The organism is Turicibacter sp. St.80E1 (assembly GCF_059728495.1).
Genome location: NZ_AP039386.1, coordinates 1,638,350 through 1,653,821, shown reverse-complemented (window position 1 = coordinate 1,653,821; position 15,472 = coordinate 1,638,350). Strand labels below are relative to the sequence as shown.

The window sequence follows — 15,472 nt, the reverse complement described above, 5'->3', positions numbered from 1 at the left end:
GAAAGGACAGGAGCCTAAAAGTTTTAGTAATTTACTCATATTTGGTGGCTATGTTTCATAAAATCTTATGAGCATACGAACAGTTAATAAGAAAAATGATGGTGATAAAATGGAAATGGTGAATAAGGTTGAATCATTAATCTTTAAGCAGGCGTTAAACTATCCTCTCATTCAACTCATTAAGAATAAAACCGTCATTGTAAATGATCATTGTACGGTGGAGAATTTTACGGAAACGTCTTGTATTTTAAAGACCCCAGAAAATAAGTATATTATTTCGGGAGAAAACTTAAGAATTAAAGAGTATGGTGACTTAGTTATTCGTATTGAAAGTGATCGGATAAAAAAAATAGAAATAGTCGGTGATAGGAATGAATAACAAATGGTTAGGAATATTTATAGCAAAGGTGCAAATTTTAGTTCCTGATATGACGGAAATCAATCAACTCAGGCGACAGAACGTGATGTTGTATGGAGTGAAACGAAAAAAGGAGGGTTATTTAGTAACGATTCGAAAGGATGTTGCGAAGCAATTAGACAGGGATTATCCGATTGTTCGAGAAATCTCTATCTATCCTTCGGTCCTAAAAATTATTGTTCCACTTGTCGTGTTGACTTTTATCTTGATGTCACTGATGGATAAGTACACGATTGGTTATCAAATCCATGGTAACTTAAATAAGCAAGAGACGGAAGAATTAGAAACGTTGCTAGCGCCTCATTTTAAACAGTTTGGGCCATTAGCCTTTTTGCAGGGCGATCTTGAGGCCATTGAGGCAGAATTGAAGGAACATTACAATGAGTATGCCTGGATTAATATTTACCGTAAGGGAACAGATATTGTATTTGAAGTCTATAATACTCCGGTAGAGGAGCGAGAAGACTTGGATACGTATTCGGATACGCTTTATGCTAAACGATCGGGTGTCATTCGGGATTATAAGGTTTCAAGCTGCCGGGTGTTAGTTGAACAAAATCAGCTAGTGAAGGAAGGAGACCCGCTAGTAACTTGTTATGTTGAACAACCTTATACCACAGAAATTATCCCGATTGAGGATACGGCGAAGGGGGAGGTATTTGCTGATACTTGGTACGAAGCCATCGTGACAGCGGAGAAAGTAGATGTCCAAGAAGGATTTACGGCTAATAAGGAAACGAAGTATGTACTTCATGTCGGGGGGATAGACTTAAAACTTCCAAGCAAAAAGGTAAGTTATGAAAAGTATGAAGAAGTAAAGAAATCATATAATCCCTTCTTTTTTCTAAAAAAATCACCCCTTTATTTAGAAAAAATACAATATTATGAAAAAAGTGATATAATGAGAGTAAATACTTCTGAGGAGTTAAAAGAAAATCTTCTGACTATTATTAAAAATAAATACAAACAAGAGACAGATGATGAGTTTATCATTAAAAATTTGGAGATAATATCAGAGGAAGAGACAGAGACACAGTTTATTTTTAAGTGTCATCTGACAGTATACGAAAATATTGCATATTAGAGGAGCTGGATTATGAGTAAAGACCCTATTAAAATACCTGCAGTGTTTGAAACTATTGATGAGACAATCTCAGTGGTGGGACATCATGATAAACATTTAAAAATCTTTGAAGATTATTACAATGTTGAGATTTCCCTACGTGGGGATCAGATATATTTATTTGGAGATGAGAAGAAGGCGGCTATCATTCGAGAAGTGTTAATGGCGCTTGTTGAATTACACCGCAAAGGAAAAGAAATTACAGAACGCGATGTCTTATATGCGATTAAAATGAACGAACAACATCGTCTAGGTGATTTAGAATCATTATTCGATGAGCGGTATAAAATTATTAAAACCGTTCAAGGAAAAATGATTTATGCAAAAACATTTAATCAAAAGGACTATTATCGTAAAATTCAGGACAATGACTTAGTATTTGGAATTGGACCAGCGGGAACAGGGAAAACTTATTTAGCAGTTGTAATCGGGGTTGCACTGCTTAAAAAGAATATCGTCCGCAAAATTATTTTAACGCGTCCAGTCGTTGAAGCGGGGGAAAACCTTGGGTTCTTGCCAGGGGATTTAAAAGAAAAAGTGGATCCTTATTTAAGACCGTTATATGATGCGTTATATGACGTATTAGGATTAGAACAAACCGAAAAAATGATTGAACGCGGCATTATTGAGATTGCCCCGTTAGCCTATATGCGTGGTCGTACGTTAGAAGACGCGTATATCATTTTAGATGAGGCTCAAAATACGACAAAGCAACAGATGAAAATGTTCTTAACGCGTTTAGGTTTTAATTCTAAGATGGTCGTAACGGGGGATGAAACGCAAATCGATTTACCGAAACCCGTTAAATCAGGATTAAAACATGCAAAAGAAATTTTATCAGACGTTAAGGGAATTGAATTTGTTCAATTTGAAACAGTCGATGTAGTGCGTCATACATTAGTTCAAAAAATTATTGAAAGTTATGAGTCTTCAGGTGAATAAAAGGAGTAAAAAAATGGCAGTTGATATCCAGTTTTATAATCAAACAGACGAAGCAGTGGATGTATATGAAAAAATGGTTGAAATCGTTGTAAATGAAACCATTAAGCAGGAAAAATTAGATCAGGAAACGTTAGAATGCAGCTTTATTTTTGTTGATAATGAACAAATCCGAGAGATTAATGCTAATTATCGAAATAAAGATGCCGTGACGGATGTCATTACATTTGCCATTGAAGATGAAATTCCCGGAGAAATTAAAATTCAAGGAGTGCCAATGCCAAGAATGTTAGGTGATGTCTTTATCTCATTACCGAGAACACGCGAACAGGCTGAGCGTTATGGGCATTCCTTTGAGCGGGAATTAAGTTTTCTTGCTGTGCATGGATGCCTTCATCTTCTCGGGTATGATCACTTAGAACCCGAGGAGGAAAAAATCATGTTTGGTAAACAGGAGGAGGTTTTAAATGCGCTCGGAATACAACGCTAAAGAGGAGCATTCCGTTTATGCCGTGTTAAAATCTTTTCGACCTGCCATTCGTGGTATCTTGACAGCATCTGCAATAGGGCGTAATATAAAGGTTCACTATCTAGCAGCAATAGCTGCTATGATGGGTGGCCTTTATTTTGATATTACTAAGATAGAGTTTTTAATTATTTTAGTGGTGATTATGCAAGTTATTTGCCTCGAGATGGTGAATACTGCCATTGAAAAGACGGTTGATTTGGTAACAAGTGAGTATCATCCTTATGCTAAAATTGCGAAAGATGTTGCCGCAGGAGCCGTATTAATCGCGGCCATTTTTTCAGTGATTATTGGAGGAATTATTTTTCTTCCATATTTATTAAAAATGTAGGTGAAAGTATGATAAAAGAAATGTATGCAGATTTAATCGAAGCAGCGAAAGAAGCTTACCAAAATGCTTATGTCCCTTATTCGAAATTTCCAGTAGGGGCTGCCTTAAAATTAACAGATGGAACTATTATTAATGGAGCTAATATTGAAAATGCTTCATTTGGATTAACGAACTGTGCTGAGCGCTCAGCTTTATTTACAGCCTTTACAAAAGGTTATCGTCGAGAAGATATTGAGGCGATTGCTGTTGTAGCGAATACGGATCGTCCTATCTCACCTTGTGGGGCATGCCGTCAAGTGATGAGTGAACTTATGCCGGCTGATGCAACGGTTATCCTATTAAGCAATAAAGACGAGATCAAAAGCTATCGTGTCTTTGAATTACTACCTTATTCATTTACATCGGAGGATCTATAATGACTAATGCAGCATTTAAATCAGGATTTGTTTCAATTATTGGACGCCCAAATGTCGGGAAATCAACATTTTTAAATCGCGTACTAGGGAAAAAAATCGCGATTATGAGCGATAAGCCTCAGACAACTCGAAATAAAATTCAGGGGGTTATTACAGATAGTGATTCCCAAACGATTTTTATCGATACACCGGGAATTCACAAACCGAAACATGAATTAGGGAAATTTATGACCGATTTAGCAATTGGGACCTTAAATGAAGTAGACGCAGTTATGTTTATGGTCAATGCAACTGAAAAATTAGGTCGTGGTGACCAATTTATTTTAGAGCATTTAAAGTCGGTGAAACAGCCGGTATTCCTTGTAATTAATAAAATCGATTTAATTACGAAGGAAGAATTACTCGCCGTTATTGCTACTTACCGTGAATATCATGAATTCGCTGGTATTATTCCGATTTCGGCAATGACAGGGGAAAATATTGACACGCTACTCTCTGTTATTAAGGAAGAATTACCAGAGGGACCACAATTTTATCCGTCCGATCATATTACCGATCATCCCGAACGTTTTATTATTTCAGAATTAATTCGTGAGAAGGTGTTGCATTTAACTCATGAGGAAGTTCCTCATTCTGTAGCGGTTGTGATTGATAAAATTGAGAAGGTAGAAGGTAAAAATGTGATTGATGTGATGGCAACGATTGTCGTAGAACGTCCGTCTCAAAAAGGAATCTTAATCGGTAAAGGTGGAAAAATGCTTAAAGATATTGGGACATTGGCACGAAAAGATATCGTTAAGCTATTAGGAACAAAAATTTACCTTGAATTATGGGTAAAGGTACAAAAAGATTGGCGTAATAAAAAGTTATATTTAAATGATTTTGGTTATAGCGAAAAAGAATATTAATTCGACTGATTAAGACAAAAGTTTAGGTTAATTTTTCATAATTTTTAGATTCTAGGATATACTAAAAAATAGGGACTAAAAATAATAGCGTAGCTAGTAAGAAGGGATTATACATGAATAGTCTAGAATGGGAAATCTTCAAACGTACGGGAAAAATTGATCACTATTTGTTAATGAAAGAATCAGAAGAATTAACAGTAGATAATTTAACGACCGAATTCTCAGACGAGATTGCTGATGTGAAACCTGCTAAAGTTACAGAGGAGGAGTAACGTGGCACTTGATGTAGAAGGAATTGTATTAAAGAGCTTTAATTACGGCGAACATCACAAAATTGTAAAGGTTTTAACAGAAGAAAAAGGAGTTATTGGCGTTTTCGTTCAAAACGCCAATAAAGTTAATACGAAGAAAAGTGCACTCGTTCAACCATTAACGTGTGCACGTTTTAATTTGAACTCCTCACACCAAGCAAACAGTGATCTTTACTTTGCTTATAGTGGGGATGTTATCGAATATTATTTAAATTTAAAATTGAATTATGAACACATGGCTTATTTTTATTGCATGGTTGAAATCATTCTAAAAGGGATGATTGATGAACGCTTTAGCAGATATACATATCACATGTTTAAACAGTTTCTGACAGCGGCTGAGGAAGGATACTCTCCGTATCTATTGAATCTTATTTTTCAATTAAAAATGTTACCCGCTCTTGGAATTGCCCCTGTAATGGATTGCTGTGCGGTTTGTCGAAGCACTGAAGATATTGTGACATTAAGTATCCGTCAAGGAGGACTTGTGTGTAAGAGATGTTATCAACCCGTGGAGCCTATTTTAATTGATGCACCTTTAATTCCAATGGTGCGTGCCCTGTATAAATTAGAGGTGGATGTCTTGCCAGACATCGATCTTGATGAAGATATTTTAAAACCAATTGAGCAATTCCTAGATGCTTACTATGATTCATACGCTGGATTTAAATTACAGACTAAAAAGTTTATAAATGATTTATAAGGAGCCTTAGGCTCTTTTTTTAGGTTCTTTGTCAAATAGTGTTGCTGATTAATTTGTAACCTGTTACAACGAAAATTCAAATCGAAATCCTAGTAGCTATGCTGCTAGGATTTTCGTTTTAGGCTTTGTTAGATTTTGAACCATGAGAATACGAGATTTAAAGTGATAGAAACTACGATATCCAAAGGCAATACGCTTAATGACCTTAATTTTATTATTAATTCCTTCGATGGGACCATTTGTGTAATGAGTTGAGAGTGTATTTTTAATATAGGATTGATAAGTTTTAAAGGTTTGGAAAGCCGTTTGAAACTCAGGAGAAACAAGCGGATGTTCCGTTTCGAGTAAATGATTAAATCGTTTTAAGTTTTTTGTCTGAAGAGCGAAAAGTAACTCTTGATATAAATCATAGGTTGCTTTTAATTCAGGAGATAAATCAAGTAGAAAGTTTAAGATATCAATTTCACGCATGGGTTGTTTAAAGCAGTAAACTGATCGATAAGTGGTGGTATTAAGTAAAGCGTGAGATTTTAAAAATAAGCGCCAATAACGTTTGAATTTACGACCATGCTTTTTGAACTTTTTCATGAATCGGATTCGAGTTTTGTTCAGTGCACGAGAGAGATGTTGAACGAGATGAAATTTATCAATGATAATTTGGGAATGAGGAAAAAGATCCTTAATGAGGCTGATGTAAGGAGCGTACATATCAATCACAATATTTTTTACTCGATGACGTGCTTCCTTTGTGTATCGTTTAAAATAAGCTTGAAGGGAGTTTAAACGACGATCTTCAACGATATCGATGATTTGTTTTGAGTCAGCATCGCAAAAAATAAAAGACATATGCCCCTCAGCAGACTTAACGGATTTAAATTCATCAAAACAGAGATTTTCAGGTAAATAATTAAGGTTTAAGGTTTGAGATTCATAAAAGCTATGGATGATTCGATTGACGGTTGAATGAGAGACCTGATGGCGACGTGCGATATCACATTCAGAAATTTTATTTTGGGCCTCTAAAGCAATGGCGTGTTTCGTATGATAAGAAATGTAACAGTTCTTTTCAACAATTGAAGTACTTAGTGTAAAAGTAGACTGGCAATGCCCACAATAATAACGCTGTTTTTTTAGGTCTAAGTAGGTATCGTGAAGAGAGACTTTTGGAATGACAATTCGAGAGGTTTTAAATCCATGCTTCTTAAATTTTGAATCAAATAGGGTTCCGCATTTTTGACAATGAGTCGGTTGATACGTAAGAATACCTTTAAAGATAAAGCTAGTAATTCCGTTCAACTTCACTTCCTCAAGATAATCTTCTGAAAATGTAATATTTTTATCTTTAATATTTAAAAGTTTTCTAGTAAAATATGAGTGAGACATTAAATCTTATCCTTTCAATATTGTTTTAGTCGATAACATTGTAACAGGATTGAGACTTGAAGTCTCTTTTTTTTATCCTATGAAAAAAGTGCTGCTTAATCAGCAACACTAAATATTATAGAACCTTTTTTTATCGAAAGGACGCCGCTATTGTTTTGTAAGTTTTTATTTAGAAAATGATTCGTGAGTTTATATTTTGTGAGATAGGCCATTCATCGGGTCTTAGGGAGAGAATAGGGGAAGTGGGGCCTATTGCGTAATGTTTTTTATAAATGTGTAGGCATTCGTTGAAAATATTATCTTTTTGCTGTCGTTTTTAGTATTTTTGTATATTGTCAAGCAAGGTTTGATATAATATAATGGTAGTAGTATAATGCAATATTTGTGTGAAGACGAAGAGGAGTACTTTAGATCAGGTTGGAGGATAGCGAGTCTGGGATGGTGAAAGCCAGATTTCAACGACTTTAGGAAGGGACTTCCGAGCACGATTAATAAAGTGGTAAAGTCAGTTGATTTTACAAGTAGGGTGGAACCGCGGGAAAAACTCTCGTCCCTATGCTCAGGGCATAGGTATGGGAGTTTTTATTTTCTCTATGCCTATGGCGCCTGAAGTGTCAGTGAAAAAGGAGCGATAAAATGAGTCAAGTAACAATGGAAAAAATCGTTAGTATGTGTAAAACACAGGGATTTGTCTACCAAGGAAGTGAGATTTACGGTGGTTTAGCTAATACATGGGATTACGGACCATTAGGGGTTGAATTAAAAAATAACGTAAAAAAAGCATGGTGGAAAAAATTCATTCAAGAATCACCATATAATGTAGGATTAGACAGTGCGATTTTAATGAATCCACAAACATGGGTTGCTTCAGGACACGTCGGAGGATTCAGTGATCCGTTAATGGATTGTAAAGCATGTAAAAGTCGTCACCGTGCAGATAAATTAATTGAAGACCATGGGGATGATATCATTGCCGATGGATGGTCAGAAGAACAAATGATGAACTACATTCGCGAACATCAGATTGCTTGTCCAAATTGTGGCGCTCATGATTTTACGGATATTCGCCAATTTGAATTAATGTTTAAGACACATATGGGGGTTGTATCAGACGATAAATCAGTGGTTTATTTACGCCCTGAAACAGCACAAGGAATTTTCGTCAACTTTAAAAATGTTCAACGTACAAGTCGTAAAAAAGTTCCATTTGGAATTGGACAAATCGGAAAATCTTTCCGTAACGAAATTACACCAGGAAACTTTACTTTCCGTACACGCGAGTTTGAACAAATGGAGTTAGAATTCTTCTGTAAACCTGGTGAGGATGGACAATGGTATGAATTTTGGAAACAATACTGCTGGAATTGGTTAGTGAATTTAGGAATGAATCCTGATCATATCCGTCAACGTGAACATTCACAAGAAGAGTTAAGTCACTATAGTAATGGAACGTCAGATATCGAGTATCGTTTCCCATTTGGTTGGGGAGAATTATGGGGTGTTGCTAATCGTACAGATTTTGATTTAAAAGCCCATATGAAAGAATCAGGAGTTAACTTCGAATACCAAGACCCAACAACAAATGAAAAATATGTTCCATATTGTATCGAGCCTTCAGTTGGGGCAGACCGTGTGACACTTGCTTTCTTAATTGATGCCTATCAAGAAGAAACATTAGAAAACGGTGAAACGCGTGAAGTCTTAAAATTCCACCCAGCTTTAGCACCATATAAGGTAGCAGTGTTACCACTTGTTAAAAAATTAAATGAACAAGCTTTAGAAGTTTTCTCAACATTAGCACAACATATGATGGTTGATTACGATGAGGCAGGAACAATTGGTAAACGTTATAGACGTCAAGATGCCATCGGAACGCCATACTGTGTGACATTTGATTATGATTCATTAGAGGATAAAAAGGTAACTGTTCGTCATCGCGATACAATGGAGCAAGAACGTGTTGCTATTGATGAATTAGTTGATTATTTAACAGCAAAAATTCAATTTTAATTGATTACACTTTGCTAGGTGAAGCAAAATACGAGATGGAAGAGGGTGAATGCAATGGGAAGGAATAAAATTCCTCAGGAGTTATTTGATGAAGTCATCGCAAAAAGTGATATTGTTGATGTCATTGGCGATTATGTGCAGTTAAGTAAAGCAGGTAAAAATTATAAGGGGTTATGTCCTTTCCATGGTGAAAATACCCCTTCCTTTGTCGTATCTCCTGATAAAGGAATTTATAAGTGCTTTGGTTGCGGTGAAGGGGGTAATGTTGTTTCCTTTGTTTCCTCAATTGAAGCTGTTTCATACCCTCAAGCAATTTTAAAATTAGCTCAGCGGGCGGGCATTCAAACAGACATTAGCGTGTCATCGGATTCGAGCCAAAAAGAGGCACAGTTTAAAAATGAGTTTGCGATTTTAGAGTTTGCAAAGGGATTTTATCATTACTATTTAAACCATACAAAAGACGGAAAAGAAGCATTATCCTATTTGAAAGAACGAGGGATTGATAGCGAAACGATTGATGCGTTTGGGATTGGATTAGCTCCCTCCTATTCGGATGCTCTGGTGAAAACATTAACGAACAATCAGTACCCGTTAGAATTGGCGGCCCAAGTCGGCCTACTTAATGAACACAACGGTCATTACTACGATCGCTTCAAATCCCGTATCATGTTTCCGATTTCAGATAAGCTCGGACACGTGGTTGGATTTAGTGGACGAGTCTTCTTAGATGGGGATACCCATTTAGGAAAATATGTTAATTCACCAGAATCCAATGTTTTTCAGAAAGGGAAGCTTATTTATCACTTAAATGAAGCGAAACGTTCAATTCGAAGACATAATCGCGTTTTATTATTTGAAGGCTTTTTGGATGTAATCGCCGCCGTTAAAGCCGGGTTTGATGAATCTGTAGCGACGATGGGAACGGCGTTAACTGAAGAACATAGCCGTGAATTACGTCGTTTAACGGATAAAATCATTCTTTGTTTTGATGGAGATAAGGCGGGGCTATCCGCAGCAAGTAAGGCCATTCCTATTTTAATGGCGCAAAATTTTTCAATAAGTGTCGCTGAATTTCCAAATAATATGGACCCGGACGAGTTCATTAAAACTTACGGGAGCGAGGCCTTTTCTAAACTTATTGATCAAGCGATTCCAGCTATTGATTATCAGTATCTCTCAATCAGGCGTCAATTTAATTTAGATTTTGTTAGTCATCGTGAACAATTTAAACGACAAATCTATCACTTTGCCTATACCTTACAAAGCGCAACACTAAAAGAGTTGATTTTAAAAAAATTAGCTCATGATATTTCAATCGGTGAACAGAGTATTCTTCAGGAGTTTAATTATAGCAGTAAAAGTCAAGTGTATAAAAATGTAAATATTAACAACAATAAAAACGAAAACGTACAAATACATTCAAGACAAGTACGAGATACTAAATATGAACGATCTGAAAAAATGTTAATTCACTACATGTTAAAAGAGCGACGTGTCGCTTTGAAGGTGGAAAAAGAGTTAAATGGATATTTAAACGATTCTACGCGTCGAAATATTGTGTTGTATATTCTCGATTATTACACGACGCATGAAACGATGAATTTACAATATTTTTTAAATTGGATTGATGAGGATTTAGTCAAGCCTATTACAGATATTATTTTTGAATGCGAATCATTGCCTCCACTGGGTGATGATGAAGTAATTAACGATTTAATTTCTGTTATTAAAGAATATGTTTATAGAGTACAAATGGAACAGTTGAAAAAACAAATTAGCGAAGCAACATTAGATCACCAAAAATTAGAATTACTAGGTAAAGTGAATCAACTCAAACAACAGTTTGAGAAGTAGAAGGAGTGGTTTTATGTCAAATCCGGTACTTGACGAAAGAAAAATACTAGAAATTAATAACCGGCTTATTAAATTAGGTAAAAAGCGCGGCTATTTAACATATGATGAAATCAATAATGATTTTGCACAAGTTCAATTAGACCCAGAAATGATTAGCTCTTTTTTAGACTTATATGATTCGGAAGGAATTAATATCGTGAAAGCCGAAAAGGTAACGGAACCGAAGGTAGTTAAAGCGAAGCCTGAAGAGGTTGAAGAAACACCAGCGTTGATTTTACCAGAATTTAATACGGATGAGGATGAAGAGGAAAATATTCCTGCCGATTTTAGTGCCGAAGAAGAAGTTGATTTAGAAGAAAAATTTGATGACTTTGAATTTACATCACAATTCAAAATTAATGATCCTGTCCGAATGTATTTAAAAGAAATTGGTCGTGTAGAATTACTATCGAGTCAAGAAGAAATCGGATTTGCTAAAAAGATTGAGTGTGGGGATATCTCGGCAGAAATCATGGAAATTCGCCGACAAAATGAAGAAATTCCATCTGAATTGCTTGAACGTATCGATTCATTAATTAAAAATGCGGGTGAAGCTAATGACGGAAATGAATATTTAATTGGAATTACTGAATTAACGGACGAGCAAGCGCGCCGTGTCATTCTAGAAGGTGAATACGCTAAAAAACGTCTGGTAGAGGCCAATTTACGTTTAGTTGTTAGTATTGCGAAACGTCATGTTGGGCGTGGAATGTTATTTTTAGATTTAATTCAAGAAGGAAATATGGGGCTTATTAAAGCAGTTGAAAAGTTTGACTACCGAAAAGGATTTAAATTTTCAACATATGCCACATGGTGGATTCGTCAGGCGATTACACGTGCGATTGCTGACCAAGCTCGTACCATTCGTATCCCAGTGCATATGGTCGAAACGATTAATAAACTTGTTCGCATTCAACGTCAACTTGTTCAAGAATTAGGGCGTGAACCATTACCAGAAGAAATTTCTGATAAGATGGGAATTTCCCCGGAAAAAGTGCGAGAAATTTTAAAAATTTCTCAAGAACCTGTTTCATTAGAATCTCCAGTCGGTGAAGAGGACGATTCTCACTTAGGTGACTTTATTCCAGATGCGGATGCTTTATCACCATCTGAATTCGCTTCTAATGAGATGTTAAAAAAAGAATTAGACGATGTATTAGAGACGTTAACGGATCGCGAGGAACGCGTCTTACGTTTACGTTTTGGACTTGAGGACGGACGTACTCGAACACTTGAAGAGGTAGGAAAAGAGTTCGGAGTGACACGCGAACGTATTCGCCAAATCGAGGCTAAGGCTTTACGTAAACTACGTCATCCTTCTCGTAGTCGTCGATTAAAAGACTTTATGGAAGAATAGGATTAGAGACTATGAATTGCGAATTATCGTTACGATTACAAACATGTCTGGATGCTCTTCATCCTTTACAATCAATTGCCGATATTGGAACGGACCACGCTTATTTACCTTGTGCCGGACTATTAAGAGGACAATTGAAAAGAGCCATTGCAGCCGATGTTGGGGGAGGTCCACTAGAGGCTGCTAAGGCAACTATTTCAAAATATAACTTAGACGATCTCATTGAGACGCGTTTAGGATCAGGACTGAGTGTTATAAAGCCAGGTGAAGTTGAGGGCGTGGTTATTGCTGGAATGGGAGGAAAGTTGATTACATCGATTTTAGAGGCGGATATCCCGCTGGCTAAATCTTTTAATCGACTCATTCTACAACCTAATTTGGATGCTAATGTATTACGCACCTTTTTAATGAAAAATCAATTTGAGATTGTAGATGAGAAAATTGTTCTTGATGAAAAAAAAATTTATGAGATTATTGTTGTGCAACCGAGTCAAACTCCGGTGGTGTATAACGAATTAGATCTCGAATTTGGTCCTGTTTTAAGACGTCAGTCATCTTGTAAGGTCTTCGAAGAAAGATGGCAAAAGGAATATGATAAAAACAATCAAATTATTAATCAATTACCGGCTCATCATCCAAGAATCGATGCTTTAAATCATCGTCAATCGCTTTTAAAAGAGGTATTAAAAAAATGAGTTTGACTATTAGTGCGGTTATAAAAAAACTTGAAGAATGGTTTCCAAAAAAATTAGCTTATGATAAAGATCCAATCGGACTTCATATTGGAAATGTTAATCGCCCACTGACAACGGCCTTAGTCACACTTGATGTGACATTGGCGGTTGTTGAAGAGGCAATTGAAAAGGGTTCTAATTTAATCATTGCCCATCACCCATTCATTTATCGTCCTTTAGCAACCGTTAACACGAATACGCCAAAAGGAAAAATTGTTGAACTTTGTATTAAACATGATATTTGTGTTTATTGTATGCATACAAATTTTGATATTGCTACTAATGGAATGAATGATTGTTTAGCTCATGCTTTAGGTTTAAAAAATATTAAACCCCTTATTCCAACGAAACGTGAGGAGTATGTAAAACTTATCGTTTATGTGCCTCAGACTCATGTAGAGAAGGTCCGTCAGGCGATGGGGGACCTAGGAGTCGGGCAAATTGGAAACTACTCACATTGTACATTTGTTTCTGAGGGAATAGGTTCTTTTAAACCATTAACAAATAGCAATCCTTTTATAGGTGAGGTGAATCAACTAGAGCATGTGAACGAGTCTAAGATTGAAGGCGTTGTTCAAGCTAGTGAAGTTCAGTCTGTGATTAGTAAAATAAAAGAGGTCCATCCTTATGAGGAAATGGCATACGACGTTTACCCACTGCAAGTGACGATGCCAGGAGCTCAATATGGACTCGGACGTGTTGGAAATATTTCAGAACCACTTGAAGCAGCAGCGTACATCAAACAGGTTAAACAAGCATTAAATATTTCGAATGCTCGATTTGTTGGAAATTTAAATAAAAAAATTAAAACGGTAGCTGTCATCGGTGGGAGCGGAAGTAGCTATTTTGGTCCTGTTAAGGCACGTAAGGTGGATTTATTTATTACAGGAGATGTTGGGTTTCATGATGCTCAGGATGCACAAGATATGGGGTTAAATGTCTTAGACGTCGGACACCATGCGGAATGTATGATGAAGCAACATGTAGCCAATCTGTTAAATGAATGGGTAGCAGGGATAGCGATCGATTCAAAAATTAGTACGGAGCCCTTTCAGTTTGTCTAATGAAATAGGGCCTAATTGATATAAGTTCTTGTACATTTTTGATGAAAAAGATATAATAGAGATTAAGAAAAATAAAAAAACGTTGAAAAAGGCATAGTAAAGAGGAATTGACTATTGAGGGAGAAAGTGTCCTAGACTGCAAACACTTTTATAGGTAAACTCTTGAATTCACCTTTGGAGTGATGCTAATCCCATCCGGTTTAAACCGTTATTGTTACTGAAGTGGCTAAGGATTTTGATCTTAGCAATAAAGGTGGTACCGCGTGTGAAACGTCCTTTTTAGGACGTTTTTTTATTTGAAAAGAATATAGATGGAGGAATAAAAATGCTAGATCGATTAAAAGAATTGCAAGTTCAAGCTTTAGCGGAAGTTGGACAAACAACTGATTTAAAAGAATTAAATAATCTTCGCGTCAAGTATTTAGGGAAAAAGGGACCCATTCAAGAAGTCATGAAAAATATGAAAGACATGGCCCCAGAAGAGCGCAAAAGTGCTGGTCAGGTTTCAAATGAAGTTAAAACGGCTATTTCGCAAGCGATTGAAAGTAAAAAAGTAGAACTTGAAGAGGTAGCAATTGCGATGCAATTGGCGAGTGAAACAATTGATGTGACACTTCCAGGTCGTCGAACACGTATCGGAGTTGTTCATCCATTACAAGCTGTGACAAATGAGGTTGAATCTTTATTTATTTCAATGGGGTATACTGTTGAAGAAGGTCCAGAAGTTGAGTGGGATCATTACAACTTTGAATTACTTAACTTACCTAAAGGGCATCCAGCACGTGACATGCAAGATTCATTTTATATTACAGAGGAGTCGTTATTACGTACGCATACTTCTCCTGTTCAAGCACGTGTATTAGAAGCGGCAAAAGGAAAAGGACCTGTTAAAATTATCTGTCCTGGGAAAGTCTATCGACGTGATGATGATGATGCGACGCATTCACACCAATTTACACAAATCGAGGGATTAGTGATTGATACAGATATTACAATGGCGGACTTAAAGGGGACTTTATTAGAATTAGCGCGCAAGATGTTTGGTGAGGATCGCGAAATTCGTTTACGCCCATCATTCTTCCCATTCACGGAACCATCGGTTGAGGTGGATGTTACATGTTCTAAGTGTTCGGGTCATGGATGTAATATTTGTAAGGGAACAGGATGGATTGAAATCTTAGGTGCTGGAATGGTGCATCCAAATGTGTTAGAAATGTCAGGATTTGATTCTAAGAAATATCAAGGATTTGCCTTCGGAATTGGGGCAGAACGTATTGCGATGTTAAAGTATGGCATTGAAGATATTCGAAATTTCTATATTAATGATTTAAGATTTATCAATCAATTTAAATAAGA

The 15,472-nt window shown here is 36.3% G+C and carries 16 protein-coding genes and 1 other annotated feature; of the genes, 15 read left to right on the top strand and 1 reads right to left on the bottom strand.

All coding sequences use genetic code 11. From position 1 onward, the window contains the following. The first annotated feature begins 109 nt into the window (after positions 1-109). From AC6I0I_RS08025 to recO, 9 genes are all read left to right on the top strand, one after another. On the top strand, positions 110-379 hold the full coding sequence (locus AC6I0I_RS08025; protein ID WP_161831956.1) for a YabP/YqfC family sporulation protein: 270 nt from the start codon (positions 110-112) through the stop codon (positions 377-379). Then, a complete protein-coding gene (locus tag AC6I0I_RS08020; RefSeq protein ID WP_161831957.1) occupies positions 372-1,502 on the top strand; it encodes a sporulation protein YqfD in 1,131 nt (376 codons plus the stop codon). The genes AC6I0I_RS08025 and AC6I0I_RS08020 overlap by 8 nt, the downstream gene beginning before the upstream one ends. A gap of 12 nt (positions 1,503-1,514) precedes the next feature. After that, the gene (locus AC6I0I_RS08015) at positions 1,515-2,483 is read left to right on the top strand and encodes a PhoH family protein (protein ID WP_161831958.1); all 969 of its coding nucleotides are present in this window, start codon (positions 1,515-1,517) and stop codon (positions 2,481-2,483) included. A 13-nt stretch (positions 2,484-2,496) separates the two neighbouring features. Continuing rightward, on the top strand, positions 2,497-2,970 hold the full coding sequence (ybeY, locus tag AC6I0I_RS08010) for an rRNA maturation RNase YbeY (RefSeq protein ID WP_161831959.1): 474 nt from the start codon (positions 2,497-2,499) through the stop codon (positions 2,968-2,970). After that, a complete protein-coding gene (locus tag AC6I0I_RS08005; RefSeq protein ID WP_262950442.1) occupies positions 2,948-3,337 on the top strand; it encodes a diacylglycerol kinase family protein in 390 nt (129 codons plus the stop codon). The genes ybeY and AC6I0I_RS08005 overlap by 23 nt, the downstream gene beginning before the upstream one ends. Positions 3,338-3,348: 11 nt before the next feature. Next, positions 3,349-3,753, top strand: coding sequence for a cytidine deaminase (gene cdd, locus AC6I0I_RS08000; protein ID WP_161831975.1), 405 nt, complete (start codon positions 3,349-3,351; stop codon positions 3,751-3,753). Then, positions 3,753-4,661 carry a GTPase Era gene (gene era, locus AC6I0I_RS07995; protein ID WP_161831961.1) on the top strand — a complete coding sequence of 303 codons (909 nt, stop codon included), beginning with the start codon at positions 3,753-3,755 and terminating at the stop codon, positions 4,659-4,661. The genes cdd and era overlap by 1 nt, the downstream gene beginning before the upstream one ends. A 113-nt stretch (positions 4,662-4,774) precedes the next feature. Next, on the top strand, positions 4,775-4,933 hold the full coding sequence (locus tag AC6I0I_RS07990) for a YqzL family protein (protein ID WP_161831962.1): 159 nt from the start codon (positions 4,775-4,777) through the stop codon (positions 4,931-4,933). Between the two features lies 1 nt (position 4,934). After that, complete coding sequence (gene recO, locus AC6I0I_RS07985) at positions 4,935-5,675, top strand: DNA repair protein RecO (RefSeq protein ID WP_161831963.1); 741 nt, start codon at positions 4,935-4,937, stop codon at positions 5,673-5,675. A 96-nt stretch (positions 5,676-5,771) separates the two neighbouring features. Here recO and AC6I0I_RS07980 read toward each other — a convergent pair whose 3' ends face one another. Continuing rightward, positions 5,772-7,058 carry an ISL3 family transposase gene (locus AC6I0I_RS07980; protein ID WP_497993564.1) on the bottom strand — a complete coding sequence of 429 codons (1,287 nt, stop codon included), beginning with the start codon at positions 7,056-7,058 and terminating at the stop codon, positions 5,772-5,774. A 636-nt stretch (positions 7,059-7,694) separates the two neighbouring features. Here AC6I0I_RS07980 and AC6I0I_RS07975 point away from each other — a divergent pair. From AC6I0I_RS07975 to pheS, 6 genes are all read left to right on the top strand, one after another. Continuing rightward, entirely contained in the window at positions 7,695-9,068 is a 1,374-nt protein-coding gene (locus AC6I0I_RS07975) for a glycine--tRNA ligase (RefSeq protein WP_161831964.1), read from the top strand. A gap of 54 nt (positions 9,069-9,122) precedes the next feature. Beyond that, on the top strand, positions 9,123-10,922 hold the full coding sequence (gene dnaG, locus AC6I0I_RS07970) for a DNA primase (RefSeq protein ID WP_161831965.1): 1,800 nt from the start codon (positions 9,123-9,125) through the stop codon (positions 10,920-10,922). 13 nt (positions 10,923-10,935) lie between these two features. Beyond that, positions 10,936-12,318 carry an RNA polymerase sigma factor RpoD gene (gene rpoD, locus AC6I0I_RS07965; protein ID WP_161831966.1) on the top strand — a complete coding sequence of 461 codons (1,383 nt, stop codon included), beginning with the start codon at positions 10,936-10,938 and terminating at the stop codon, positions 12,316-12,318. An 11-nt stretch (positions 12,319-12,329) separates the two neighbouring features. Next, positions 12,330-13,013: a tRNA (adenine(22)-N(1))-methyltransferase gene (locus tag AC6I0I_RS07960; protein ID WP_161831967.1), complete on the top strand. Its 684-nt coding sequence runs from the start codon at positions 12,330-12,332 to the stop codon at positions 13,011-13,013. Next, positions 13,010-14,116 (top strand): Nif3-like dinuclear metal center hexameric protein, encoded by a 1,107-nt coding sequence (locus AC6I0I_RS07955; RefSeq protein ID WP_161831968.1) that lies wholly within the window; start codon positions 13,010-13,012, stop codon positions 14,114-14,116. The genes AC6I0I_RS07960 and AC6I0I_RS07955 overlap by 4 nt, the downstream gene beginning before the upstream one ends. A 73-nt stretch (positions 14,117-14,189) precedes the next feature. After that, positions 14,190-14,397, top strand: a binding site (T-box leader). Between the two features lie 44 nt (positions 14,398-14,441). Next, positions 14,442-15,470, top strand: coding sequence for a phenylalanine--tRNA ligase subunit alpha (gene pheS, locus AC6I0I_RS07950; protein ID WP_161831969.1), 1,029 nt, complete (start codon positions 14,442-14,444; stop codon positions 15,468-15,470). The last annotated feature ends 2 nt before the right edge of the window (positions 15,471-15,472 follow it).

Bases quoted from the DNA above. Each gene is read 5' to 3' on its own strand.
- AC6I0I_RS08025 (WP_161831956.1), top strand. From the start codon at position 110: ATGGAAATGGTGAATAAGGTTGAATCATTAATCTTTAAGCAGGCGTTA.
- AC6I0I_RS08020 (WP_161831957.1), top strand. From the start codon at position 372: ATGAATAACAAATGGTTAGGAATATTTATAGCAAAGGTGCAAATTTTA.
- AC6I0I_RS08015 (WP_161831958.1), top strand. From the start codon at position 1,515: ATGAGTAAAGACCCTATTAAAATACCTGCAGTGTTTGAAACTATTGAT.
- ybeY (WP_161831959.1), top strand. From the start codon at position 2,497: ATGGCAGTTGATATCCAGTTTTATAATCAAACAGACGAAGCAGTGGAT.
- AC6I0I_RS08005 (WP_262950442.1), top strand. From the start codon at position 2,948: ATGCGCTCGGAATACAACGCTAAAGAGGAGCATTCCGTTTATGCCGTG.
- era (WP_161831961.1), top strand. From the start codon at position 3,753: ATGACTAATGCAGCATTTAAATCAGGATTTGTTTCAATTATTGGACGC.
- AC6I0I_RS07990 (WP_161831962.1), top strand. From the start codon at position 4,775: ATGAATAGTCTAGAATGGGAAATCTTCAAACGTACGGGAAAAATTGAT.
- AC6I0I_RS07980 (WP_497993564.1), bottom strand. From the start codon at position 7,058: ATGTCTCACTCATATTTTACTAGAAAACTTTTAAATATTAAAGATAAA.
- AC6I0I_RS07975 (WP_161831964.1), top strand. From the start codon at position 7,695: ATGAGTCAAGTAACAATGGAAAAAATCGTTAGTATGTGTAAAACACAG.
- dnaG (WP_161831965.1), top strand. From the start codon at position 9,123: ATGGGAAGGAATAAAATTCCTCAGGAGTTATTTGATGAAGTCATCGCA.
- rpoD (WP_161831966.1), top strand. From the start codon at position 10,936: ATGTCAAATCCGGTACTTGACGAAAGAAAAATACTAGAAATTAATAAC.
- AC6I0I_RS07960 (WP_161831967.1), top strand. From the start codon at position 12,330: ATGAATTGCGAATTATCGTTACGATTACAAACATGTCTGGATGCTCTT.
- AC6I0I_RS07955 (WP_161831968.1), top strand. From the start codon at position 13,010: ATGAGTTTGACTATTAGTGCGGTTATAAAAAAACTTGAAGAATGGTTT.
- pheS (WP_161831969.1), top strand. From the start codon at position 14,442: ATGCTAGATCGATTAAAAGAATTGCAAGTTCAAGCTTTAGCGGAAGTT.